At 40.5% G+C, this 23,591-nt stretch carries 22 protein-coding genes; 17 read left to right on the forward strand and 5 right to left on the reverse strand.

Features of this window, described 5'->3' with window-relative positions:
* The first annotated feature begins 471 nt into the window (after positions 1 to 471).
* The 6 genes from I6F47_RS09510 to ung are packed head-to-tail and all read left to right on the forward strand — an operon-like array spanning position 472 to position 5,890.
* The gene (locus tag I6F47_RS09510; protein ID WP_197183739.1) at positions 472 to 1,284 is read left to right on the forward strand and encodes an ABC transporter ATP-binding protein; all 813 of its coding nucleotides are present in this window, start codon (positions 472 to 474) and stop codon (positions 1,282 to 1,284) included.
* A gap of 1 nt (position 1,285) precedes the next feature.
* On the forward strand, positions 1,286 to 2,290 hold the full coding sequence (locus I6F47_RS09515; RefSeq protein WP_197183740.1) for a FecCD family ABC transporter permease: 1,005 nt from the start codon (positions 1,286 to 1,288) through the stop codon (positions 2,288 to 2,290).
* Between the two features lie 4 nt (positions 2,291 to 2,294).
* Positions 2,295 to 3,779, forward strand: coding sequence for a cobyric acid synthase (locus I6F47_RS09520; RefSeq protein ID WP_197183741.1), 1,485 nt, complete (start codon positions 2,295 to 2,297; stop codon positions 3,777 to 3,779).
* Positions 3,772 to 4,371, forward strand: a complete 600-nt coding sequence (gene cobO, locus I6F47_RS09525) for a cob(I)yrinic acid a,c-diamide adenosyltransferase (protein WP_007376484.1) — start codon at positions 3,772 to 3,774, stop codon at positions 4,369 to 4,371. Before I6F47_RS09520 ends, cobO begins: the two co-directional genes overlap by 8 nt.
* Positions 4,371 to 5,231 carry a cobalamin-binding protein gene (locus tag I6F47_RS09530; protein WP_197183742.1) on the forward strand — a complete coding sequence of 287 codons (861 nt, stop codon included), beginning with the start codon at positions 4,371 to 4,373 and terminating at the stop codon, positions 5,229 to 5,231. Before cobO ends, I6F47_RS09530 begins: the two co-directional genes overlap by 1 nt.
* Positions 5,228 to 5,890 (forward strand): uracil-DNA glycosylase, encoded by a 663-nt coding sequence (gene ung, locus I6F47_RS09535; RefSeq protein WP_197173933.1) that lies wholly within the window; start codon positions 5,228 to 5,230, stop codon positions 5,888 to 5,890. The genes I6F47_RS09530 and ung overlap by 4 nt, the downstream gene beginning before the upstream one ends.
* Positions 5,891 to 5,997: 107 nt before the next feature.
* Here ung and I6F47_RS09540 read toward each other — a convergent pair whose 3' ends face one another.
* Entirely contained in the window at positions 5,998 to 6,186 is a 189-nt protein-coding gene (locus I6F47_RS09540) for a DUF3545 family protein (protein ID WP_007583746.1), read from the reverse strand.
* Between the two features lie 202 nt (positions 6,187 to 6,388).
* Positions 6,389 to 7,339, reverse strand: coding sequence for a transaldolase (tal, locus tag I6F47_RS09545; protein ID WP_007376481.1), 951 nt, complete (start codon positions 7,337 to 7,339; stop codon positions 6,389 to 6,391).
* 225 nt (positions 7,340 to 7,564) lie between these two features.
* Here tal and yaaA point away from each other — a divergent pair, with 225 nt between their 5' ends.
* Positions 7,565 to 8,344, forward strand: coding sequence for a peroxide stress protein YaaA (gene yaaA / locus I6F47_RS09550; protein ID WP_197183743.1), 780 nt, complete (start codon positions 7,565 to 7,567; stop codon positions 8,342 to 8,344).
* A 121-nt stretch (positions 8,345 to 8,465) separates the two neighbouring features.
* Positions 8,466 to 9,422: a mechanosensitive ion channel family protein gene (locus I6F47_RS09555; protein WP_197183744.1), complete on the forward strand. Its 957-nt coding sequence runs from the start codon at positions 8,466 to 8,468 to the stop codon at positions 9,420 to 9,422.
* A 772-nt stretch (positions 9,423 to 10,194) separates the two neighbouring features.
* Here I6F47_RS09555 and I6F47_RS09560 read toward each other — a convergent pair.
* Both I6F47_RS09560 and srmB read right to left on the reverse strand, forming a co-directional pair.
* The gene (locus I6F47_RS09560) at positions 10,195 to 10,515 is read right to left on the reverse strand and encodes a BON domain-containing protein (RefSeq protein WP_010553266.1); all 321 of its coding nucleotides are present in this window, start codon (positions 10,513 to 10,515) and stop codon (positions 10,195 to 10,197) included.
* A gap of 272 nt (positions 10,516 to 10,787) precedes the next feature.
* Positions 10,788 to 12,014, reverse strand: a complete 1,227-nt coding sequence (gene srmB, locus I6F47_RS09565; protein WP_007376476.1) for an ATP-dependent RNA helicase SrmB — start codon at positions 12,012 to 12,014, stop codon at positions 10,788 to 10,790.
* A 75-nt stretch (positions 12,015 to 12,089) separates the two neighbouring features.
* Between srmB and I6F47_RS09570 the strand changes: the two genes are divergently transcribed.
* The 4 genes from I6F47_RS09570 to I6F47_RS09585 all read left to right on the forward strand — a co-directional run bounded on the left by I6F47_RS09570 (position 12,090) and on the right by I6F47_RS09585 (position 16,152).
* Complete coding sequence (locus I6F47_RS09570) at positions 12,090 to 12,788, forward strand: tRNA1(Val) (adenine(37)-N6)-methyltransferase (RefSeq protein WP_197141955.1); 699 nt, start codon at positions 12,090 to 12,092, stop codon at positions 12,786 to 12,788.
* Between the two features lie 156 nt (positions 12,789 to 12,944).
* A complete protein-coding gene (locus I6F47_RS09575; protein ID WP_197183745.1) occupies positions 12,945 to 14,954 on the forward strand; it encodes an alpha-amylase in 2,010 nt (669 codons plus the stop codon).
* A gap of 144 nt (positions 14,955 to 15,098) precedes the next feature.
* On the forward strand, positions 15,099 to 15,545 hold the full coding sequence (locus I6F47_RS09580; RefSeq protein WP_197183746.1) for a DUF2147 domain-containing protein: 447 nt from the start codon (positions 15,099 to 15,101) through the stop codon (positions 15,543 to 15,545).
* A 139-nt stretch (positions 15,546 to 15,684) separates the two neighbouring features.
* Positions 15,685 to 16,152 carry a YHS domain-containing (seleno)protein gene (locus I6F47_RS09585; RefSeq protein ID WP_197183747.1) on the forward strand — a complete coding sequence of 156 codons (468 nt, stop codon included), beginning with the start codon at positions 15,685 to 15,687 and terminating at the stop codon, positions 16,150 to 16,152.
* Between the two features lie 329 nt (positions 16,153 to 16,481).
* On the opposite strand, the gene fldB is transcribed toward I6F47_RS09585, so the two are convergent.
* Positions 16,482 to 17,003 carry a flavodoxin FldB gene (gene fldB / locus I6F47_RS09590; RefSeq protein ID WP_007583764.1) on the reverse strand — a complete coding sequence of 174 codons (522 nt, stop codon included), beginning with the start codon at positions 17,001 to 17,003 and terminating at the stop codon, positions 16,482 to 16,484.
* 94 nt (positions 17,004 to 17,097) lie between these two features.
* On the opposite strand from fldB, the gene xerD reads away from it, so the two are divergent.
* The 5 genes from xerD (at position 17,098) to lysS (ending at position 23,423) form a co-directional block, all read left to right on the forward strand.
* A complete protein-coding gene (xerD, locus tag I6F47_RS09595) occupies positions 17,098 to 18,024 on the forward strand; it encodes a site-specific tyrosine recombinase XerD (protein ID WP_169044283.1) in 927 nt (308 codons plus the stop codon).
* 63 nt (positions 18,025 to 18,087) lie between these two features.
* On the forward strand, positions 18,088 to 18,816 hold the full coding sequence (gene dsbC, locus I6F47_RS09600; RefSeq protein ID WP_007583768.1) for a bifunctional protein-disulfide isomerase/oxidoreductase DsbC: 729 nt from the start codon (positions 18,088 to 18,090) through the stop codon (positions 18,814 to 18,816).
* 81 nt (positions 18,817 to 18,897) lie between these two features.
* Positions 18,898 to 20,619 (forward strand): single-stranded-DNA-specific exonuclease RecJ, encoded by a 1,722-nt coding sequence (gene recJ, locus I6F47_RS09605; protein WP_007583770.1) that lies wholly within the window; start codon positions 18,898 to 18,900, stop codon positions 20,617 to 20,619.
* A 143-nt stretch (positions 20,620 to 20,762) separates the two neighbouring features.
* A protein-coding gene (prfB, locus tag I6F47_RS09610; RefSeq protein WP_139016071.1) for a peptide chain release factor 2 occupies positions 20,763 to 21,861 on the forward strand; the annotation gives its coding sequence in 2 pieces (ribosomal slippage) (positions 20,763 to 20,837 and positions 20,839 to 21,861; 1,098 coding nt in all).
* Positions 21,862 to 21,887: 26 nt separating this feature from the next.
* Positions 21,888 to 23,423 (forward strand): lysine--tRNA ligase, encoded by a 1,536-nt coding sequence (lysS, locus tag I6F47_RS09615; protein ID WP_197183748.1) that lies wholly within the window; start codon positions 21,888 to 21,890, stop codon positions 23,421 to 23,423.
* The last annotated feature ends 168 nt before the right edge of the window (positions 23,424 to 23,591 follow it).

Here is a 23,591-nt window from a genome sequence, read left to right on the forward strand (position 1 = left end):
TTCGTTAAAAATTATTCATATATAACAACTATATGTCATAATTTCCGCCTTGTTATTAAGCTATTTCTTTGTCGCTATAATAAATCACTAATTTAATGCAATTGGTATGATTTTTTTTAACGAGCGGGTTTACTCATTTTTTCTTGTAGTGCATTAGTATTTTTATCGCATTTTTAGTGAGTTTAACCTAGGGTCTGTTGAACTTTGCGGATTAAAATTTGTTCAAACTAGGGGCTATTTAATCGCGGCGCGAGGTTTGTAACCTAGTGGGCTAAGTAAAAACCGAGCAACAAAGAGTAAATAGCCCCTAGGAAGAACCCTTTGGGCAGCGCCTGTTTGGCATTAATGCTACGTTATCGCCCATTTATGGGGAATAACCACACTACATAGGCTCTGCCTTACCTAAATACCAAACAGACTGTTGCAAATTTAACCTTGAAAGATCAACCGACCCTAGCCTAGGACTGACTATTGCACACTCAAACGCCATTAAATACACCATTACTAAACGTTAAAAACGTATCGTGGGGTATTGGCAATAAAACGATTCTCAAAAAAATAAACCTTAAAATAACCACAGGTAAATTTGTTGGTTTAATTGGACCTAATGGCGCAGGTAAATCGAGCTTATTGCGTTGTTTATATCGTTTTAATAAACCCAGTGATGGCGTTGTAGAGTTTAACAACACCGACATTTGGCAGCTAAAAAGCGATGAGTACGCAAAAAAAGTAGCGGTTGTTTTACAAGAAACCCCGTCGCAATTTAACTTAAGCGTATTTGATGTTATTGCGCTTGGGCTAACGCCTCATAAATCGCTATTCAGCTCAATAACTAACATTGATAAACAAAAAATTATTCAAGCTATCAATACCGTAGGGTTGGCAGATCATAGTGAGCAAAGCTTTGAGTCACTTTCGGGCGGTGAAAAGCAACGTGCCTTGATAGCCCGCGCCATAGTTCAGCAACCTCAACTGTTAATAATGGACGAGCCAACTAGCCATTTAGATGTTAAATACCAAATACAGGTAATGGAGCTTGCTAAATCGTTGGGTGTAACGGTGTTTGCATCGTTTCATGATTTAAACTTAGCCTCTGCAATGTGCGATGAACTAGCTGTTATTAAAAATGGTGAAATTACGCATTCAGGCGCGCCAAGTGAGGTATTAACCGAAAACATGCTAGGTGAGGTTTTTGGTGTATGTGCTCAAGTAAATAACCACCCACAAATATCGAAGTCGGGAAATAGCATTCCTCATATCACTTACTTTTATGGTTACAAATAATATGAGCGCAGTTAATACTCGCCAATCACTTGCGCTATTTATAAGTGCTGCAGCTGCTTTATTTAGCTTATTTGCAGCACTTAGTTTTGGTGCGGCAGAGACCTCACTTCAAGACGTACTTAATAGTTTTTTGCTCTCAAATAATGCGTCTTTTAATACGCGTATTATTTACGAACTAAGAATGCCACGCACATTACTCGCCTTTTTAGCTGGCTCTGGTTTAGCAATTGCGGGGCTTATTTTACAAACGGTAACGCGTAACCCTTTAGCCGACCCTTACTTATTTGGTATATCGTCGGGTGCTTCATTTGGCGTAGTGTTACTTATGGCGCTAGCAGGTATTAGTGCAGGTTTTATGTTATCGGCAGCAGCGTTATTAGGTAGCTTACTCGCTATGAGTTTATTAATTCTTATTGCAGGTAGGCAGCAAAGTGCACAGGTAGAATCAATGCTATTAGCTGGCGTTGCTCTGTCGTTTTTATTTAGTGCGTTTACCAGTTTGTTGCTTTATTGGAGTGACCCTCAGGCGGTAGCCGCTATTTTATTTTGGACACTGGGCAGCTTTGCTCGTGCGCAGTGGGCTACGCTTTGGTTGCCTTTATTGGTAATTACATTGTGTACGTTTGTAATGCTGAGCTTTAGAAGACAACTCAATGCCATGTTACTTGGCGATGAAAGCGCAATTACATTAGGTGTTAGGGTACAGCGCTTTAGAATACTCATGCTGGTTTTAAGCTCATTAATTACCGCAGTGCTGGTGGCTATGTGTGGTGGTATTGGGTTTGTAGGATTAATGGTACCGCACATTGTGCGCTTTTTTATCTCCCAAGGCACCATCGCGGGATTGCTAGTAACCAGCTTAGTGGGCGGTACATTTATGGTGTGGGTTGATGTACTTTCGCGCTCCTTACTAAAAAATCAAGAGCTGCCTGTAGGCGTTATTACCGCTGCTATTGGTAGTGTGTTCTTTTTAAGTTTATTATTTTTTAGAAAGCGAAAGGTGTAACTCCATGAAAACCTTAATGGTGCAAGGCACTACATCAGATGCTGGTAAAAGCACCCTAGTTGCAGCCCTTTGCAGAGTGTTTACAAAGCGCGGAGTAAAGGTAGCGCCTTTTAAACCACAAAATATGGCACTTAATAGCGCAGTAACAAAAGATGGCGGCGAAATTGGTCGTGCGCAAGCTTTGCAAGCAATAGCGGCTAAAGTAGAGCCCGAAATAGATTTTAATCCCATATTGCTTAAACCTAATAGCGATACCGGCGCACAAGTGATTATTCACGGAAAAGCCATTAGTAATATGGAAGCGGGCAAATATCACGACTATAAAAAAGTGGCGATGGATGCAGTAATTACCTCACATAACCGCTTAGCTAAACGCTTTGATTTACTCCTTGTTGAAGGGGCTGGCAGCCCCGCTGAAATAAACCTGCGTGAAAACGATATTGCCAATATGGGTTACGCCGAAGAGGTAGATTGCCCCGTTATTATTATTGCCGATATAGATAAAGGCGGTGTGTTTGCACATTTGGTAGGTACGCTTGCGTTGCTAAGCGAGTCAGAACAAGCGCGCGTAAAAGGCTTTGTTATAAACCGCTTTAGAGGCGATATAGGTTTGCTGCAAGGTGGGCTTGATTGGCTTGAAGAGTACACAAACAAACCCGTACTTGGCGTATTACCTTATTTGCACGACCTCGCGCTTGATGCTGAAGACGCCGTCGCAATTGATAATAACGTAACCAACGCCACAATTAATATTGCAGTGCTGCTTGTACCACACATTAGTAACCATACTGATTTTGATGCACTGCGCCTGCACCCAAACATTAATATAAATTATGTGCGCCACACGCAAACGATCCCAGACGTTGATCTGATAATTCTCCCAGGCAGTAAAAATGTGCTGGGCGATTTAACCTTTTTGAAAAATGAAGGCTGGGACACTCAAATTAAGCGCCACTTACGCTATGGTGGCAAAGTACTTGGCATTTGTGGCGGCATGCAAATGCTGGGCAATACGCTCAACGATCCCGATGGTATTGAGTCATCATTAAAGCAAGTAAATGGGCTCGCTCTATGCGACTTTGAAACCACGCTAACAGCGCAAAAATTATTAACTAAAATAACCGCTACACTGTTTTTAAATAACCAACAAACACCCTGTAGTGGTTACGAAATACATGCAGGAATTAGCCAAGGTGCAGCGCTTAATAAGCCATTTATAACCTTTAATAAAAACCACCCAAATGGCTTTAAAACAGATGGCTTTATTAGCGATGATAATGCCATTGCAGGCACCTATTTACATGGCTTGTTTGATGAAGCCGATGCTACATCGCAAATTTTAAAATGGGTAAAACCAGGCGCCTCAATTAATCCAATTAGTATTGCCACTCATCGCGAGCAGCAGTTAGAACGATTAGCAACCATGTGCGAAACGCATTTAAATATACAGCAAATTATCTCGATTTATGAAGGGCACAATAATGACTGAACAAAACAACGATAAGCACAAGCAACGTCAGCAAAAAGTAAAAGAACAAGTGGATGCGCGCGTTGCTGCAGCACAAGATGTAAAAGGTATTTTTCAGGTAATCACCGGTAACGGTAAAGGTAAATCAACTTCGGGCTTTGGCGTTGTAGCACGTTGCGTAGGGCATGGTAAAAAAGCAGCCGTCTGCCAATATATTAAAGGTACGTGGGAATGTGGCGAGCGTAATTTATTACAAGGTGCAGGTGTTGAGTTTGTTGTAATGAACACCGGTTTTACCTGGGATACGCAAAATAAAGAAGCCGATACTGCAGCCGCCCAAGCAACATGGCAAGAGTCAAAACGCATGCTTGCTGATAGCAGTATTGATTTAGTATTACTCGATGAGCTTACGTATATGGTGACCTACGGCTACGTTGATTTAGATGAAGTAGTAACGGCGCTTAATAACCGCCCACCAATGCAGTCAGTTATTATTACAGGGCGTGCAGCGCATCGTACTTTAACAGACCTTGCCGACACAGTAAGCGAAGTGCGTAATGTAAAACACGCATTCGACTCAGGCATAAAAGCGCTCGAAGGGTTTGATTACTAATGTTTAAAGCGTTTTTTATTGGGCTACTGCTTTTTAGTGTATCGGGCAGTGCACTTGCAGAGCAGGTTAATGATTCTAAAAAACTGCGAATAATCGCGCTTGCACCACATATAGTCGAAAACCTATTTGCCATAGGGGCGGGCGATAATATTGTGGGCACAGTTGATTACGCCGACTACCCTGCTGAGGCCCAAAGTATTGAGCGCATAGGCGGTTATTACGGTATCTCGCTTGAAAAAGTATTGGCGCTTAAACCCGACTTAGTTATTGCATGGAAAAGCGGAAATCAAAGCGAAGATTTAGCCCAAATAGAGCGCCTTGGCATAAAAGTATATTTGAGTAACCCCACCACAATCGCTGGTGTAGCCGACGAGTTACTTACTTTTGGTGAATTTACAGGGAACATTAAGCAAAGCCAGCAAGCGGCAAGCGCATTTAAACATAAGCTAAATGGTATTGTTAAAAGCCAGCAAGATAAAAAAAATATTACCGGGTTTTATCAGTTATGGGCTGAGCCCATGATGACAGTAAGTAAAAATACATGGATAAGCCAACTGATTGAAACATGCCATGTAAGTAATGTATTTGCACAGAGCGTTACAGATTACCCGCAAATTAGTATCGAAAATGTCATTGTTACTAAGCCACAAGTTATTATTATCCCTGATGAAAAATCAAAAACGCCACAGCCGGTTGTTAATTGGCAAAAGTGGCCAGAAGTGCCTGCAGTTAAAAATGATCAATTTATTAGCGTAAATGCCGATTTATTACATCGTTTTACTCCGCGCATGCTAGATGGACTCGCGGATATGTGTGATAAAATAGACGCATCACGTAAACAGATTAAGAGTACACAATGAGCGATTGGGCTACATTTTTAGAAAGTGAATTACAGCAACCTTACATGCAGGAAACGTTAGAGTATGTGGCTAATCGCCGCAATGAAGGTGTTGCTGTTTATCCGCCTGAACCTCAAGTATTTAGTGCTTTTGATGCCACAGCACTAAATGACATACGCGTTGTAATTTTAGGACAAGACCCATACCACGGAGAAGGGCAAGCGCATGGCTTGTGTTTTTCGGTATTGCCTGATGTAAAAAAGCTGCCGCCGTCGCTTAAAAATATGTACAAAGAGTTAGCTACCGATATCAGCGGTTTTGCTGTTCCTGAACATGGGTACCTGCAAAGCTGGGCAGATCAGGGCGTGTTTTTACTCAATACAGTATTGACCGTTGAGCAAGGGCAAGCGCATTCTCATAAGCATTTAGGGTGGGAGCAATTCACCGATAATGTAATAGCGCATATTAATAAGCACTGCGAAGGTGTGGTATTTATTTTATGGGGTGCACATGCACAAAAAAAAGGGAAAGGCATAGATAGCGCTCGCCATCATGTTTTAAAAGGACCGCACCCATCGCCGCTTTCGGCGCATAGAGGCTTTTTTGGCTGTCAGCATTTTTCAAAAACGAATGAGCTATTACAAGCCCAAGATGAAAAACCGATTAACTGGCAGGTGTAAATAACCTGGGCTCTGAATAATAAATTTATCTCATGCAGCTATTTTCAGCGCATTAAAAAAGGCTTCCATATATCGGAAGCCTTTTTGTTTAGTTGGGGCGTATTGAATTAAAAATCGAGCTCTTCAATTGCAATACTGTCTGTAAAGTAGTCTAGTTCTTGTAGTTCTTTACGTAGGCGCTGTTTGTCTTTTATTGCTTCTATTTCGCGCCATTTTCTTTTTTTATTTTTCTGAGAGGTTTTCCTTGTTGTATCTGGTCCTTCTAATATCTCTAATATATCGTTTAGGCTATCCATGAACTTCTCCTATTGATTTTATTGACCTCAAGAATACCTATACCACAGGCATAACTAAAATAGAACAAAAAAGTGACAGTTATGTTACGAGGATGTGATGAGTTGATGAAGGTTTATACGAAGATTATATAGAGGAGTAGCGTATTTTAGGCATAAAAAAAACGCCGCTATTGCGACGTTTTTAAAACACGATTATAGCAAGTTACATTGCTTTAAAGCGCGCCTCTAGTTGTTCTTGTGCATCAGCAAAAGAGCGAATACCTTCAGCTAGTTTTTCAGTAGCCATAGCATCTTGGTTATGTAACCAACGGAACTGTGCTTCTGTAAGTGGCTCTGGTTTTGGCTCTTGTGGAACATCGCTTTCAAGCAAATATTCTTGTGCGCCTTCAAGGTTACCTAAATCTTCTAAAAGATTAGGGCTAATAGTTAGCTTGTCGCAACCTGTAAGTGCAATAATTTCGCCTGTGTTACGGAAACTTGCACCCATCACAACTGTTTTGTAGTCATGGCGTTTGTAAAATTCAAAAATGCTGCGTACAGACTGAACACCTGGATCTTGTAGCGGATCGGTTGGTTTTTCCATACCGTTAGCAACGTGCCAATCTAAAATACGGCCAACAAATGGCGAAATTAGAAATACGTTTGCATCGGCACAAGCACGGGCTTGGGCATCGCTAAATAATAAAGTAAGGTTACATTTAGTCCCTTCTTTTTCTAGCTGCTCAGCGGCTTTAATACCTTCCCATGTAGACGCTACTTTAATTAAAATTTTGTCTTTGCTTACACCTTCTTTTTCGTAAAGGCTAAGTAGGGTATGTGCTTTATCAATCGTAGCTTGCGTATTAAACGAAAGGCGTGCATCTACTTCAGTAGAAATATAACCAGGTACAATAGCGCTAATTTCTTTACCTAGTAATACGGCAAAGTAATCACATGCTAGTTCAAGTTGTTTAGCAGGCTCTTGCTCGGTTTCTTTTGCGTAGCTCCAAGCTTTATCTAGGTAAGGCTTATATGCTTCAATCTCGCTCGCTTTTAATAAAAGCGACGGGTTTGTAGTTGCATCTTCTGGTTGATGCTTTTTAATAGCTTCAATATCACCAGTGTCGGCTACGATAGATGAATGTTGTTTTAGCCTTTGTAGAGCTGAAGTCATTTGCTTTCCTCATTCCAAGCAAGTTAAAAGAAAAATCTAATCACTCTTAATATATCTAATCCATACTGCAACAGTGTGACAATGCTTGATAGGTCTTATGTCCTGATCAATAAAAAAACGGCAATGCATGGGTTATTAAGAGAGGATTTATTTAAACAAAACGTGCTTTTCGTTTCATTTAATGTTGAAATTGACACTAAATAAATTACAAGTCAATAGCTAACTATGATCACTGTTATTTCACCTGCAAAAAATCTTGATTACGAAACGCCACCCGCAACAGACAAGTTCACTCAGCCTGAATTACTAGAGCACAGCGAAGAGCTCATGAAAGTATGCCGTGAACTAACACCAGCGCAAATTGGCAGTTTAATGAAAATTAGCGACAAGCTATCTGGGCTTAACGCAGCACGCTTTAGTGAGTGGGCACAGCCGTTTACACAAAGTAATGCTAAACAAGCCGCACTTGCCTTTAATGGTGATGTATATGGCGGTTTAGATGCAAGTACGCTTAAAGCTAGCGAGCTTGATTACGCACAAAACCACTTACGTATTCTTTCGGGTTTATACGGCTTATTAAAACCACTTGATTTAATGCAAGCTTACCGTCTTGAAATGGGCACCAAGCTTGAAAATTCACGTGGCAAAAACTTATACGAGTTTTGGGGCAGCGTAATAGCGAATAAACTAAACGACGTATTAAAAGCGCAAGACGCACAATATTTAGTTAACCTTGCTTCAAACGAATATTTTAAAGCGGTAGATAAAAAAGTGCTTAATGCACAAATTATTACCCCACACTTTAAAGACTGTAAAAACGGTCAATACAAAGTAATTAGCTTTTACGCTAAAAAAGCACGCGGCATGATGGCGCGCTACATTATCGAAAATAAAGTAACGCAGTTAAGCCAACTTAAAGAGTTTACGGTAGCAGGTTATTACTTTAGCCCAGAGGCAACAGTTAAAGAGCTTGAGCCGGTATTTATGCGCGACGAACAAAATTAGGTTTATAAGCTTAAATAAAAAATTTAAAAGCCATGCATTGCATGGCTTTTTTGATGTTGGCGTTATATTTGCAATCTCATCTAATATTAATGAGAACACTAATTAAATAGGTGCAAATAAAATGATCAGCATTCCGTCAATTGACGAAGCCGAAAAACTAATAGAAGAAAAGCTCGGAGGGTGGTTTGATGTTGTAATAAGTCATATCCCTAATTTTATAGTTGCGATACTGATCGCAATTGTGTTTTCAATATTGGCACGCTTTGCTGGCAAGCTGATGAAAAACGTATTACGCCGCTCACTTGACTCAACACAAATTGCCGACTTAATGGCGTCAATTTTTAAAGTTATTGTGTTGTGCATAGGTTTATTTATAGCGCTCGATTTTGTTGGCTTAAAAGGCACCGTTACTTCGCTACTTGCTGGTGCGGGTATTGTGGGTTTAGCCATTGGTTTTGCGTTTCAAGACATGACCGAAAACCTAATTGCAGGTATAGCAATGGGTGTACGTAAGCCATTTAAAACAGGTGACGTAATAGAAACCGATGATGTGTTTGGTTCAATACATTCTATAAACCTACGTAACACGCTAATAGAGAGCTTTTACGGGCAACTAATACTTGTACCAAATAAAGTATTATTTAGAAATGTACTAAAAAATTACACCACGCTAGGTATAAGACGTATAGAAGTACCCGTAGGTATTTCGTACGGCGACGACATAGAAAAAGCAAAAGACGTTATAGTCGATAAAATTAACGAATTTGACTTTGTAATACGCAAAGATGAAACCGCCGTATACGCTGAAGGCTTTGGTGACAGCAGCATCAACTTACTGGTGTGGTTTTGGATTAAATACCCAGGCGAGCCTGACTTTATGACGGTACGCCATAAAGGTATAGTTGCCGTTAAGCAAGCACTAGATGAAGCTGATATTAGCATTCCATTCCCAATTCGTACGCTCGACTTTGGCATTAAAGGGGGCGAAAAACTCGATGCTATGATTAGCGATAAAATAAGCCAGCAGTCACCAAATAAAGACAGTAGCGACGGTACTGACTCTAGCCAAAGTGAGTAATTTAGTTAAAGCTCATTAGGCAAAAGCATTGGGAAATAGTTACTTAACAACAGCGCATTTTTACAGAGTAAAAATGCGCTGTTGTTTTTTATAAACGGATTATTAGCTAAAAGTTTAAATATCTAGTGTTATGTTTATTGAATATAGGAGTGTTTAATAAGTAAAAGTAGTATTTATCCACCGACTTCCTTACTGCCTTTGCGGCAAACTCTGAAATAACGCTTCCATCTATTTCAATAACTAAATCATCCTCTTTCAGTCCCGCTCGATCGGCTGAAGAAACAGTGTAAACTTTTACAATATTAACTGAGTTTATTTTAGGGCTAAAAAAATCAGAGATAGCCACGCTAGCATCAAATCCAAATCACTCTTCTTCAGCATTACAAAGACTGAATATAAGCAATAGTGTAAAAATTAGGGCGTCATTTTTAGCCTCTTTTTACGCATAACAAGTTCGTAGAGTTGTGCGCTTATATTTATAAGTTAAACAGTAACCAAACGATCTATTGGCTCAATTGTTTACATAGCTGTACTACAACGAGGATGGTAACTAATGCTGACGTAACTTGTTCTATTAGCCAAGCTACTAGTATGTTTGGTATTAATGGGATCTATCGCTTTTGTGGGAGGAATAATTGCATTACATAGGTTTTATTTTATCTTTGTGCTCAGCAAAACTTGCCTTAAACAGGGTATAAAAAAGCGCAGCTTGTGTTGGAGTAACAAGCCGCGCTTATGAATTAGTTATACAAATAAGTTTATGTGGTGCGTATTAAATAACGCTAATTTTATTACGAATGATTTTAACCCCATCCATATTTTCTAAAAACTTTTGAGCTAGTGCGCGCTGAAAACCAGTTTGTGCTTCACCGTATAAATCTACTTCACCATTTTTTACCTGCACACGAATATCACTTAACGCTAGGTTAGGATTAGTTCGTAGGGTGTTGGTGATAGCTTGTTGTAAGTTAGGTTGAGTGGCTACACTGCTTACTACGGCCATGTTGGTTGCTGCACTTACTTTTGTAGCGCAAGCTAATAAAAATAAACAACAAAATGATACTAAAGCGATAGTTAACTTGAAGCGGTTCATAACTTAATCCTTACATTACGGTGAATAGTGCAGCCACAATATGGAAATTCCATCGGCTAGGTTATCTTTGTAGTTACAATTTCGGTGCCAATATTAACGCTATGAAATATAAGGGAATTTTATTAAGTGGGAATTCAGGTGGGCAAAAATTACATTTAAATGAGTATGAGTTACATGCTTGGGTTACATATGTAACAGGTACAAACAGCAGAGCCAGCAAGGCTTGCATTAAAAAGCCGACAAAAGTCGGCTTAGTATAAAAATGTTTTAGGTTACTTTTTCTTTTTAACCTTAGCCTTTTTCTTGGCTTTCATTTTTACTGGATCTTTACGCTTTTTAGCTGGTGGCTTAGCTTCTTTATGCTGTGGCTCAACACCTCTAATTACACGGCGTTTTAATTTTTGTTCAACGTAGCGCTCTACTTTATATAAAATACCAATATCGTGTGCTTCAACTAGCGATATTGCTATCCCTTTTTTACCAGCACGGCCAGTACGACCAATACGGTGTACATATACGTCGGCAGTACGCGGCATATCAAAGTTAATAACGTGGCTGATGTCAGATACATCAATACCACGTGCAGCTACGTCGGTAGCAACTAATATGCTTGTTTTGCCACTGTGGAAGTTTTCCATGGCTTTCATACGTTTGTCTTGTGGCATTTCGCCGCGTAACCACGCCGCTTTTACATCATTAGTTGTAAGTTCGCCAATCAATGTTTCTAAGCGTTCGCGAGTTTTAACAAACACAATCGCTTTAGTTACGTCAGGATTTTTTAGCGTATTAACTAATAATTCAAGTTTGTGATGATAATCGTCGGCTAAATGTACCCATTGGTGAATTTTAGCCTTTTCTTTACGTGACGATTCGGCTTCTAATAGAGCTGGGTCGTTTAATGTTTTTTCAGCAAACCTTTCTACGCTGTCACCTTCAAGTGTTGCTGAGAATAAAAAACATTGGCGACGATTTTTAGCTTCGTCACAAATACGGCTCATTTCTTTTTTGAAACCCATATCTAACATGCGATCTGCTTCATCAATAATAAGCATTTCTACGTGTTCAGCATGAAAGTTTTCGGTTTCTAGGTATTCCATTAATCGACCTGGTGTGGCGATTAAAATATCGTTATTTTTTTCAAAAATTTCTTTATGCGTGCCGTAGTTAATACCGCCTGTTACTACACCAATTTTTAGGTGTGTGCGTTTAGCTAGCAGTTCACATTGTTCATGAATTTGATAAGCCAGCTCACGAGTCGGGGTCATAACGAGTACGCGCGCAAAACCAGGGTCACGACGTGGGAAATCCAGTAAGTACTGAATAGCCGGAATTAAAAATGCCGCTGTTTTACCTGTACCAGTAGGCGCAGATGCTAAAATATCGCGCCCCTGTAGTGCTTCAGGAATAGCTTGTTGTTGAATGCTGGTTGGCGTCTCGTAGCCCATTTTATTAATGGCATCGAGTAGCTTGTTATCAAGATCAAATTCAGAAAATTGCATAGAGTGTCTAAAATAAGGGACAATTACCCTGATTATACGCGCTATGCTGCGCTTGGTGAATGAAAAGGTGAAAAAATGTCTGGTTTTGTATTTAAACAATTTAAAGTTGAACACGACCACTGTGCAATGAAAGTTTCTACCGATGGTATTTTGCTTGGCGCATGGGCTAATTTAAGCGGTGCAAAGTCGTTACTTGATATAGGCACCGGCACCGGCTTACTAGCACTAATGTGTAAGCAGCGCAGTAATGAGCTTGATATAACTGCGGTAGAAATTGACGAAAGCGCCTATACCCAAGCATTACAAAATGTAGCTAATAGCCCGTGGCCAACTATAAGTATTACGCACCAAACTATTCAACGCTTTAGTAGTGAAGTTAAATTTGACGTGGTTATCTCTAATCCACCGTATTTTAATCACAGTTTAAAAGGCGATAATGTTGCGCGTAATACCGCACGCCATACCGACGGCCTAAGTTTTGAAGAGTTAATTAATGCGTTTAAACATTTAAGCCATAGTGGTTCCCGCTTTAGCTTAATACTCCCAAGCGTTGAAGGCGCATTATTTATTGAGCTTGCTACTCAAAATGGGCTTTATTTAAATACTCATTGCCAAGTAAAAGCCACGCCCAATAAAGATATTAGCCGCAGTTTAATGACATTTAGCTACGTAAAAAGCGATATAGAATCATCAATCCTGTGTATTAGAAACTTAGATAATACCTACACTGCTGATTATATAGCCCTATGCAAAGCATTTTATTTGAAAATGTAAATTGCCTAGTTATGTAGGTTATCTAGTAATAAAGGATAATTTACCTATTATGCATACGTATTCAGTTTTTATTTAATCAATTACCAATCTAGTGTTAACCACTTGTAAATAACATCGAGTAGTTGTTTTGCTCGCTCAACAATTGGATCACACACTATGAAACTCAATAAAATAATCACCACCGCAGGTTTAAGCCTAGGGTTGCTCTTACCTAGCATTGCGACTGCTACGCCCACCACATTTGTACATTTGTTTGAATGGAATTGGCAAGATGTAGCGCAAGAATGTGAGCAATACCTAGGACCAAAAGGCTACGCTGCAGTACAGGTCTCGCCACCTAATGAGCACATTACAGGAAGCCAATGGTGGACACGTTATCAGCCAGTAAGTTATGAACTGCAAAGTCGTGGCGGAAACCGTGCACAGTTTATCGATATGGTAAATCGCTGTAGTGCAGCTGGGGTTGATATTTACGTTGATACGCTTATTAACCATATGGCAGCAGGAAGTGGCACAGGCACAGCCGGAAATAGCTTTGGTAATAAAAGCTTTCCTATTTATAGCCCACAAGATTTTCATGAAAGTTGTACCATTAATAACTCTGATTATGGCAACGATCGCTACCGAGTACAAAACTGTGAACTAGTTGGACTTGCCGATTTAGATACCGCTTCAAACTATGTGCAAAATACCATTGCAGCATATATTAACGACTTACAAGCTATTGGCGTAAAAGGCTTTCGGTTTGATGCTTCTAAACATGTTGCAGCAAGCGATATCCAAAGTTTAATGGCCAAAGTAAATGGCTCGCCAGTGGTTTTTCAAGAAGTGATCGATCAAGGTGGGGAGGCTGTTGGTGCCTCTGAATATTTAAGCACAGGTTTAGTAACTGAATTTAAATATAGCACTGAGCTTGGTAACACTTTTAGAAACGGCTCGCTTGCATGGCTGAGTAATTTTGGCGAAGGGTGGGGCTTTATGCCAAGCTCTTCTGCGGTGGTTTTTGTAGACAATCACGACAATCAGCGCGGGCACGGCGGCGCTGGCAATGTTATTACCTTTGAAGATGGCCGCTTATATGACTTAGCCAATGTATTTATGTTGGCTTATCCGTACGGTTATCCAAAAGTAATGTCGAGTTATGATTTTCATGGTGATACAGATGCTGGTGGGCCAAATGTACCGGTACATAATAATGGTAACTTAGAGTGTTTTGCGAGTAATTGGCAGTGTGAGCATCGCTGGTCATATATTGCAGGCGGGGTCGATTTTAGAAATAACACCGCCGACAATTGGGCAGTAACAAACTGGTGGGATAACACAAATAATCAAATTTCATTTGGCCGAGGTAGCTCGGGTCATATGGCTATTAACAAAGAAGACTCAACACTTAGTGCAACTGTGCAAACCGATATGGCGTCAGGGCAATACTGTAATGTGCTAAAAGGCGAACTGTCAGCTGATGCTAAAAGTTGTAGTGGTGAGGTTATAACGGTTAATTCCGACGGTACTATTAATCTTAATATTGGCGCTTGGGATGCGATGGCAATTCATAAAAATGCCAAGTTAAATACCAGTTCTGCCTCAAGCACTGAAAGTGACTGGCAGCGAACGGTTATTTTTATTAATGCACAAACACAAAGCGGACAAGATATGTTTATCCGTGGTGGAATTGACCACGCTTATGCAAACGCAAACCTTGGTCGAAATTGCCAAACAAGTAATTTTGAGTGTGCAATGCCTATTCGTCATAACAATTTAAAAAATGTCACAACAAGCCCTTGGAAAGCAAATGATAACTACCTTGATTGGTATGGTATAGAAAATGGGCAAAGTAGCGAAGCAGAAGGTTCTGCTACCGACTGGACAACGAACGTTTGGCCAGCAGGTTGGGGCGCTGAAAAAACGGTAAACACAGATGGTTTTGGTGTAACACCATTAAATATATGGGGCGAACACTATTGGATGCTTGATGTAGATATGGATTGCAGTAAAGCGGTTAATGGATGGTTTGAACTAAAAGCATTCATTAAAAATGGCCAAGGATGGGAGACTGCCATTGCACAAGACAATCCACTTTATACAAGTACTAATCATATGGCGCAATGCGGAAAAATTAATAAATTTGAGTTTAATAATTCAGGTGTAGTAATTCGTAGTTTTTAAAAGTAAGCAAAAAAGCTCATATGACAACCTAAACTAATGATTATTAGTTTAGGTTTTTTATTTTATGTACAGCGCTTTAATAGTGTGTTTATAAATCACCTGATATGATTTAGCCATTGGCCACTTAATTTAAAAGGCAACACAATGAAAAAGTTAAATAAATTAGCATTACTTAGCACGTTAGCAGCCACCATTTTTGCAAGCCAAGGTGTGTTTGCTGCTATTTCGCCAGTAGGGCTTTGGAAAACGATTGATGAGGATACAAACCAAGCTAAGTCGTATGTACGTATTACCCAAACCAACGGTGTATTAAGCGGCAAAGTTGAAACCATTCTTAACCCTGCAAAACAAAATGATATATGTAGTAAATGCGATGATGAGTTAAAAGATCAGCCTATTTTAGGAATGACTATAATCACCGATGTAAAAGCACAAGATGATGGCATCTGGGGAGACGGAGAAATACTCGACCCAACAAATGGTAAAACCTACACTTTACAACTAACCCCGCAGGATGAAGGTAAAAAGCTCGAAGTACGCGGCTACATTGGCTTTTTTTATCGAAACCAATATTGGCTAAAAGTAGAGTAAGTTTTACTACTTATTTAATTACTAAACGTTAAATAATTAAGTATTAACTGAAATCATTTTTGCGCTTTGCCTTTCTTACTCACTAAGCCAGCTATATTTAATTGGCATTCAATTTTGAGTAAATAATAAAGGAAAAAAGATGATTAAGTACATAGTTGCTTTAATAATGCTGAGCACACTGTTAATAAGCGGTGGGGCAAATGCAAAGGATGATGCTGTAAATACAGGTTGGTTTAATAACACGGCTATTAAAGGGTACGACAGCGTTGCTTATTTTACGCAAAATAAAGCCGTTAAAGGCAGCGACAAATATACGTTTAGTTATTTAGGTGCTGACTGGCATTTTTCGAGTGAAGAAAATAAAACGGCATTTGCAGAAAACCCAAAGGATTATGCACCGCAGTACGGTGGCTGGTGCGCTTATGCAATGGCTGATGAAGGTAATGCCGTAGGGATAGACCCTGAAGCATTTTATATTCACGAAGATAAGCTTTACTTAAACTATAGCGAAAGCGTGCAGCAAAAATGGTTAAGTAATTTACTACCGTACATTGTTATGGCAGATGGGTACTACCCACAAACAACCAATGTGATGACGTTTCAATAAATTACTCATATTGCTAGGGCGTGTTGATCTTTGTGGATTGAAATTTGTTCAATCTAGGGGCGATTAAATCGCGGCGCGAGGTTTGTAACCTAGTGGGCTAAGTAAAAACCGAGCAACAAAGAGTTGATCGCCCCTAGAAAGAACCCAGAGGGCAGTGCATGTTTGGCATTTATGCTGCGTTATCGCCTATTTATGGGGAATAACAACACTACATAGGCTCTGCCTTGCCTAAAAACCAAACATACTGCTGCAAATTCACCCACCAAAGATCAACACGCCCTAATTAAAAAGCCCGCAACTAAACTAGTTGCGGGCTTTTTGCTTATTAATTAAAGCGTTTCGCCGTATTCAGTCATTACCTGTTCAACCCATGTTGCAATGCGGTCGTCGCTTAGCTCGTATTGACTGTCTTCGTCGAGCGCGAGTCCTACAAACTGTTTACCATCAGGCGTTAATGCTTTTGAAGCTTCAAACTCGTAACTACTGTCGTTTGGCCAAAAACCAAGTTGAGTAAATGTTTGCGTATTTATTTCGTCGTGTAGCATGCCTAGCGCATCTTGAAACCACTGCCCGTAACCTTGCTGATCGCCCATGCCAAATAAAGCAATGGTTTTACCATTTAGGTTTACGTCGGCTATGTCGTCCCACTTTGACTCCCAGTCTTCTTGTATTTCACCAAAATCCCATGTTGAAATACCAAAGATGATAAAGTCATACTGCTCTGCATTTTTTAGTGGCTCGTCTTTAATATTGTGCAGGGTAACTATATCGGCACCAATAATGTCGCGAATCTTTTCTGCTGCCATTTCGGTGTAGCACGTAGTAGAACCAAAAAATAAACCAATTTGCATCGTATTTATCACTGTGTAATTGCCTGATATGATAGGCTCAAGTTTACCGTAAGGTATTTTTAATTGATACCTTAGCAAAGCATGAGAGCATAATGTGACAACGCTATCTGACGATTCTTTTGAAAATAACAGCAGTATGAGCAGTAATAGCGACTACCTAGAAACCTTTTTAGATAGCCTGTACTTAGAACAAGGCGTAAGCGAAAACACATTAAGTGCTTATCGCAGTGATTTAGATAAGTTTTGCCTATTTTTAAAGGGCGAAAATTTAATGACGGTAACAGGGCTTGATGTTGAAAGTTACTTAGCGCACCGAGTCGATTTAGGATTAAAACCACGCAGTACTGCACGTAGTATTAGTGCGCTTAAGCGTTTTTATCAGTACTTTGTGCGCGAAAAACTAATTAGCGACACCCCCATGCTAAATATTTCTCAGCCAAAAGCAGGGCAGTCGTTACCTAAAACACTTTCAGAGGCTGAAGTTGAGGCATTATTAAATGCGCCTAATACCGAAGAACCGATGGGACTGCGCGATAAAGCCATGCTAGAGCTACTTTATGCAACGGGTTTGCGTGTAAGTGAGCTTGTTGGACTGCGCATGGAGCAAATTAATTTGCGCCAAGCAGTGGTGTTTGTAAAAGGTAAAGGTAATAAAGAGCGCTTAGTTCCACTGGGTGAAGAAGCCATGTATTGGCTTGAGCAATTTTTAAAGGGTGGGCGTGCGCAAATGATAAAACATGCCACCGATTTTGTGTTCCCATCTAAACGCGGAGTAGGCATGACGCGACAAACCTTTTGGCATAGAATTAAACACTATGCTATTTTGGCAGCAGTTGAGTCTCCATTATCGCCCCATACTATGCGCCATGCTTTTGCTACGCATTTATTAAATCATGGGGCAGATTTACGTGTGGTACAAATGATGTTGGGCCATAGCGATTTATCAACGACGCAAATTTATACCCATGTTGCCAATGAACGGTTAAAGTCGGTACACGCAGAGCATCACCCGCGTGCGTAAGTTTGAAAGTAAATATCATTAAGCCGGTCAATATATTAAGTATTTTTAGGATAGAGAGAAGTTATGAAAAAATTAATGTTAGCAGGTGCCATGTTGTGCACAAGTATTAGTGCATTTGCAAATGGCGTTGCTGTAACACCAGATGCTAATGATCCTATTATTACTAAATTTGCCGAGCTTGGTGTAACTGTAAAGCAAATTAATCCAAGTCCAGTAACGGGTTTAAAAGAATTGATTACTAATAAGGGCGTGCTTTACGCAAGTCCAGACGGTCAATATTTAATGCAAGGTACGTTAATTGATTTAAATAATCGTAATAACCTAACAGAGCAAGCATTAAATGGCGTGCGTGTTGAAGGTCTTAAAGAATACGAAGAATCGATGATTGTGTACAAAGCGCCAAACGAAAAGCACAGTATTACTGTATTTACCGACATTAGCTGTGGTTACTGTCGTAAATTACACCGCGAGTTAGACGATTTACTTGATGCGGGTATTACCGTTAAGTACCTTGCGTTTCCACGTGGTGGCTTACAAGGTTCAGGTTACGCAGATTTAATGAACGTATGGTGTGCACGCGATCAGCAAGAAGCACTAACAGAAGCTAAATCAGGCACAAGCACTAAAGTAGTTGCAGGCTGTAGCGCACCGGTTGCAGAGCATTACCAATTAGGTCAAAGCTTTGGTATTAGCGGCACACCCGCTATTATTTTAGAAGATGGTACAATGATCCCTGGTTACCAGCCAGCAGCAGCACTAAAAGCAGCATTAGAAGCTAACAAAGCGTCGTAATTAAACGCTTAGTTATTATTAAAAAGGCCTTAATGGCCTTTTTTTGTCTTTTTAATACGACTCAATAAGTTAAAACCCTGCATGAAAAAACTAATCATTGCGCGTGAAAACGTTGACGACTCGCATCTGCCGAGTAATTTACACCCTGTAATTAAACAAATTTATGCTAACCGCAATGTATTCAATGCCGAAGAGCTAAATAACAGCGTAGCTACGCTTCACGACTTCAAATTGTTTAAAGACATCGACAAAGCCAGCGACTTATTAATTGAAGCATTAAAAGCGCAAAGCCAAATATTAATAGTTGGCGACTTTGATGCCGATGGCGCAACAAGCACTGCAACATTAATGCAAGGCCTTGAGATGTTTGGCTTTAAGCATTTAGATTACTTAATTCCTGACAGGTTTAGCTTAGGTTATGGCTTAAGCCCCGCGCTTGCTGAGCAAATAGTACAAATAAAACCTGATTTAGTGATCACCGTAGATAACGGCATATCGTGTATTGCCGGTATTGATATTTTAAAAGCGGTTGGCATAAAAGTGCTGGTAACAGATCACCACTTACAAGGTGAGCAGCTGCCAAATGCAGATGCAATCGTAAATCCAAATAGGCACGAATGTGATTTTCCGTCTAAATCTATTGCAGGCGTTGGCGTTGCTTTTTACTTATTAATAGCGCTGAGAAGCGTAATGCGAGATTTAGGTTATTTTGAGCAGCAACCGCCGCCTAATTTAGCTAACTTGCTCGACATTGTAGCGCTTGGCACGGTTGCCGATGTAGTGGCACTTGATGCAAATAACCGTACCTTAGTACACCAAGGTTTAGCACGTATTCGCAGTGGTAAAACACGCCCAGGCATTACCGCGCTTATTGAAGTGGCTAACCGCAATGCTGCGCGCTTAAGCGCAAGCGACTTTGGCTTTTCACTTGCGCCGCGTTTAAATGCAGCAGGGCGATTAGACGACATGAGTTTGGGTATAGCGTGCTTGCTTAGCACCGATATAAACCAAGCGCGTAGTATAGCCGGCGAGCTCGATAGCTTAAACTTTGCAAGGCGCGAAATAGAACAAGGCATGCAAGCCGAGGCGCAAGCCGTGCTTGATAGGCTCGCATTTAGCGACGATAACATCCCTGATGCTATTTGTTTGTTTCAAGACGATTGGCATCAAGGTGTTATTGGGATTTTGGCTGGTCGCTTAAAAGAAAAATACCACCGCCCAACAGTTATATTTGCTGGTGGCGAAAACGGTGAAATTAAAGGCTCGTGCCGCTCTATTGAAGGGCTACACATGCGCGATTTACTCGAAGGGCTTAATACTGCCGACCCACACTTAATTAATAAATTTGGTGGCCACGCAATGGCTGCTGGTTTAAGTATTAACGAGCAGCACTTTAACGACTTTAAAAAAGCGTTTGATGCCGCAGTTAGCGCGCAACTGAGTGAAGAAAGTAAGCGCTGCATTGTATTTACCGACGGTGAGCTGCCAAACGACTGCTTTACGATGGAATTTGCCCAGCTATTAAAGCAATCGGGCCCGTGGGGTCAGCAATTTCCTGAGCCGGTGTTTGAGCATACATTTGAAGTAATACAGCAGCGCATAGTAGGCGAAAAGCATTTAAAGCTCGTGTTAAAGCACCAATCTGGTCGTTTAGTTGATGCCATTGCTTTTGGTATTGATGTAAAAGAATGGCCAGATACTGAGGCGAAGTTTGTAAAAGTAGCGTACCAGCTCGATATAAATGAGTTTAGAGGTAAATTTACGCTGCAATTAATAGTTAGAGAGCTTGAAAAAGTACACTAAAAAATATGTAATATCATGCATAAAATGCTAATAAAGCGCGCGGTTTTTTGTTAAAATCGGGCGTTTTTATCATTTGACGATAATTTATTGCGAAAATCCCATTTAAAGGGGCGCAATTACCTAGCCATTTTGGAGTGATGTACATGTTTGAAGTGAATCCTGTGATTAATCAAATCAAGGAAATTCGCGAACGTACTGAATTGCTTCGGGGGTACCTTTGACTACGCTCTTAAACAAGAACGCTTAGAAGAAGTTAACGCCGAGCTTGAAGATTCAGCCGTGTGGAATGAACCTGAACGCGCACAAGCGCTTGGCCGTGAAAAGTCAGCATTAGAAGCTGTTGTTGAAACAATCGACAACCTTGTAGCCGGTACTGATGACGTTGAAGGCTTACTTGAGCTTGCTGTAGAGGCTGAAGACGAAGATACCTTTGTTGAAGCGCAAACTGAGCTTGCTGATTTAAACGGACAGTTAGAAGGTTTAGAGTTTCGTCGTATGTTTTCAGGTCCTCATGACTCAAACGATGCGTACCTTGATTTACAATCAGGTTCTGGCGGTACTGAAGCACAAGACTGGTGTAATATTCTACTTCGTATGTATTTACGTTGGGGCGAGGCTAAAGGCTTTAAAGTTGAGCTAGTTGAAGCGACCGACGGTGATGTTGCTGGTATTAAAGGCGCAACTGTCCGCTTTGTTGGCGAATACGCTTACGGTTGGTTACGCACAGAAACTGGTGTGCATCGCTTAGTACGTAAAAGCCCATTTGACTCAAGTGGTCGTCGTCATACTTCATTTGCTTCTGCGTTTGTATACCCAGAAGTTGACGATAATATTGAAATTGATATGAATCCGTCAGACCTGCGTATAGACGTTTACCGTGCATCGGGCGCGGGTGGTCAGCACGTTAACACCACCGAATCGGCGGTTCGTATTACTCACGTACCAACAAATACCGTAGTGCAGTGTCAAAACGAGCGCTCACAGCATAAAAATAAAGCCCAAGCGATGAAGCAGTTAAAAGCTAAATTATTTGAGCTTGAGCTACAACAGCAAAATGCTGAAAAACAAACGCAAGAAGACGCTAAATCTGATATTGGTTGGGGTAGTCAAATTCGTTCATACGTACTTGATGACGCACGCATTAAAGATTTACGTACAGGCGTTGAAAACCGCAATACCCAATCGGTACTTGACGGTAACTTAGATAAATTTATTGAAGCCAGCCTTAAATCTGGCCTATAACCACCAAGCTAATAAAGAGCTAAAAAATGACTGATAAAATCCAAGACGAAAACAAGTTAATCGCTGAGCGTCGCGGCAAGTTAGACGCTATACGCGAAAATTGCCCAGCCAACGGTCATCCAAACCAATTCCGTCGTGAGCATTACACGGCTGATTTGCAAGCCCAGTTTGGTGATAAGAGCAAAGAAGAATTAGTAGAGATGCAAGAAGTTGTGTCTATTGCTGGACGTATTTTAGCAAAGCGTGGACCGTTCTTTGTAATTCAAGACATGAAAGGTCGTGTACAAGCGTATGCATCTAAAGACGTTCAAAAAGATCTTAAAGAAAAATATGGCCAACTAGACACTGGCGATATTATTGGTGTTAAAGGTGCGCTAAATAAATCGGGTAAAGGCGATTTATATGTAGAAATGACTGAGTATCAACTATTAACTAAGTCACTTCGTCCGTTACCTGAAAAATTCCATGGCTTATCAGATCAAGAAACAAAGTACCGCCAACGTTACGTTGATTTAATTACTAACGAAGCAACGCGCGAAACATTTCGCATTCGTTCACAAGTAGTTGAAGGCATTCGTCGCTTTTTAGCAGACCGTGACTTTATGGAAGTAGAAACACCAATGCTGCAGGTTATACCTGGCGGTGCATCTGCACGTCCGTTTGTAACTCACCATAATGCACTTGATATCGACATGTACTTACGTATAGCTCCAGAGCTTTACTTAAAGCGCTTAGTGGTAGGTGGTTTTGACCGTGTATTCGAAATTAACCGTAACTTCCGTAACGAAGGGTTATCTACGCGTCACAATCCAGAATTCACAATGATTGAATTTTACCAAGCATACGCTGATTACATCGACCTGATGAACATCACCGAGGACATGCTACGTACGGTTGCAGAAAGCGTACTTGGTAGCGCTGTTGTAGTTAATACAACTAAAGACGAAAACGGCGAAGTTATTGATTCAGTTGAGTACGACTTTGGTCAACCGTTTACACGTTTAAGTATGGCGGACGCAATCTTAAAGTATAACCCTGAGTTTGATGCTGCGGTATTTAACGACCCAGAAAACCACTTTGACGAATTAAAAGCGTACGCTAAACAAGTGCACGTTAAAATTCCTGAAAACTGTGTTTGGGGCCCAGGTAAGTTCTTGTGTGAAATATTTGAAGAAACAGCAGAGCACATGCTTATTCAACCTACGTTTATTACTGGCTACCCGTGGGAAGTTTCTCCACTTGCACGCCGTAACGACGAAAATGCATTTGTTACCGACCGTTTTGAATTTTTTGTTGGCGGTCGTGAACTTGCAAATGGTTTCTCTGAGCTTAACGATGCACAAGACCAAGCAGAGCGCTTTACACGCCAAGTTGAAGAGAAAGACGCAGGCGATGATGAAGCAATGCATTACGATGAAGACTACATACGCGCACTTGAGTACGGCTTACCGCCAACTGCAGGTGAAGGTATTGGTATTGACCGTTTAGTAATGTTGTTTACTGACTCATCTACAATTAAAGACGTTATTTTGTTCCCGCATATGCGCCCGCAAGCTGACTAAGCTTTGGGTAGAACAAAGTAAGTTAATAAACGCCGCTTAATAGCGGCGTTTTTTTATTTTGTATTAGTATTTTAATTAATAAGTACTACACTAAAAATTAAATGTAGTTATTAGTGCTGGTTAATGTGCAATTCAGCTTCGCTAATTTATTGTTATTGGCAGTTTTTA

Origin of the sequence: Pseudoalteromonas sp. NZS37, from assembly GCF_015864265.1 — a bacterium.
GTDB lineage: Bacteria > Pseudomonadota > Gammaproteobacteria > Enterobacterales > Alteromonadaceae > Pseudoalteromonas > Pseudoalteromonas arctica.

Bases quoted from the DNA above. Each gene is read 5' to 3' on its own strand.
- I6F47_RS09575 (WP_197183745.1), top strand. From the start codon at position 12,945: ATGAAACTCAATAAAATAATCACCACCGCAGGTTTAAGCCTAGGGTTG.
- ung (WP_197173933.1), top strand. From the start codon at position 5,228: ATGAGCGATTGGGCTACATTTTTAGAAAGTGAATTACAGCAACCTTAC.
- I6F47_RS09570 (WP_197141955.1), top strand. From the start codon at position 12,090: ATGTCTGGTTTTGTATTTAAACAATTTAAAGTTGAACACGACCACTGT.
- I6F47_RS09560 (WP_010553266.1), bottom strand. From the start codon at position 10,515: ATGAACCGCTTCAAGTTAACTATCGCTTTAGTATCATTTTGTTGTTTA.
- I6F47_RS09520 (WP_197183741.1), top strand. From the start codon at position 2,295: ATGAAAACCTTAATGGTGCAAGGCACTACATCAGATGCTGGTAAAAGC.
- I6F47_RS09585 (WP_197183747.1), top strand. From the start codon at position 15,685: ATGATTAAGTACATAGTTGCTTTAATAATGCTGAGCACACTGTTAATA.
- I6F47_RS09540 (WP_007583746.1), bottom strand. From the start codon at position 6,186: ATGGATAGCCTAAACGATATATTAGAGATATTAGAAGGACCAGATACA.
- recJ (WP_007583770.1), top strand. From the start codon at position 18,898: ATGAAAAAACTAATCATTGCGCGTGAAAACGTTGACGACTCGCATCTG.
- tal (WP_007376481.1), bottom strand. From the start codon at position 7,339: ATGACTTCAGCTCTACAAAGGCTAAAACAACATTCATCTATCGTAGCC.
- cobO (WP_007376484.1), top strand. From the start codon at position 3,772: ATGACTGAACAAAACAACGATAAGCACAAGCAACGTCAGCAAAAAGTA.
- I6F47_RS09580 (WP_197183746.1), top strand. From the start codon at position 15,099: ATGAAAAAGTTAAATAAATTAGCATTACTTAGCACGTTAGCAGCCACC.
- yaaA (WP_197183743.1), top strand. From the start codon at position 7,565: ATGATCACTGTTATTTCACCTGCAAAAAATCTTGATTACGAAACGCCA.
- I6F47_RS09530 (WP_197183742.1), top strand. From the start codon at position 4,371: ATGTTTAAAGCGTTTTTTATTGGGCTACTGCTTTTTAGTGTATCGGGC.
- dsbC (WP_007583768.1), top strand. From the start codon at position 18,088: ATGAAAAAATTAATGTTAGCAGGTGCCATGTTGTGCACAAGTATTAGT.
- fldB (WP_007583764.1), bottom strand. From the start codon at position 17,003: ATGCAAATTGGTTTATTTTTTGGTTCTACTACGTGCTACACCGAAATG.
- I6F47_RS09515 (WP_197183740.1), top strand. From the start codon at position 1,286: ATGAGCGCAGTTAATACTCGCCAATCACTTGCGCTATTTATAAGTGCT.
- lysS (WP_197183748.1), top strand. From the start codon at position 21,888: ATGACTGATAAAATCCAAGACGAAAACAAGTTAATCGCTGAGCGTCGC.
- srmB (WP_007376476.1), bottom strand. From the start codon at position 12,014: ATGCAATTTTCTGAATTTGATCTTGATAACAAGCTACTCGATGCCATT.
- I6F47_RS09555 (WP_197183744.1), top strand. From the start codon at position 8,466: ATGATCAGCATTCCGTCAATTGACGAAGCCGAAAAACTAATAGAAGAA.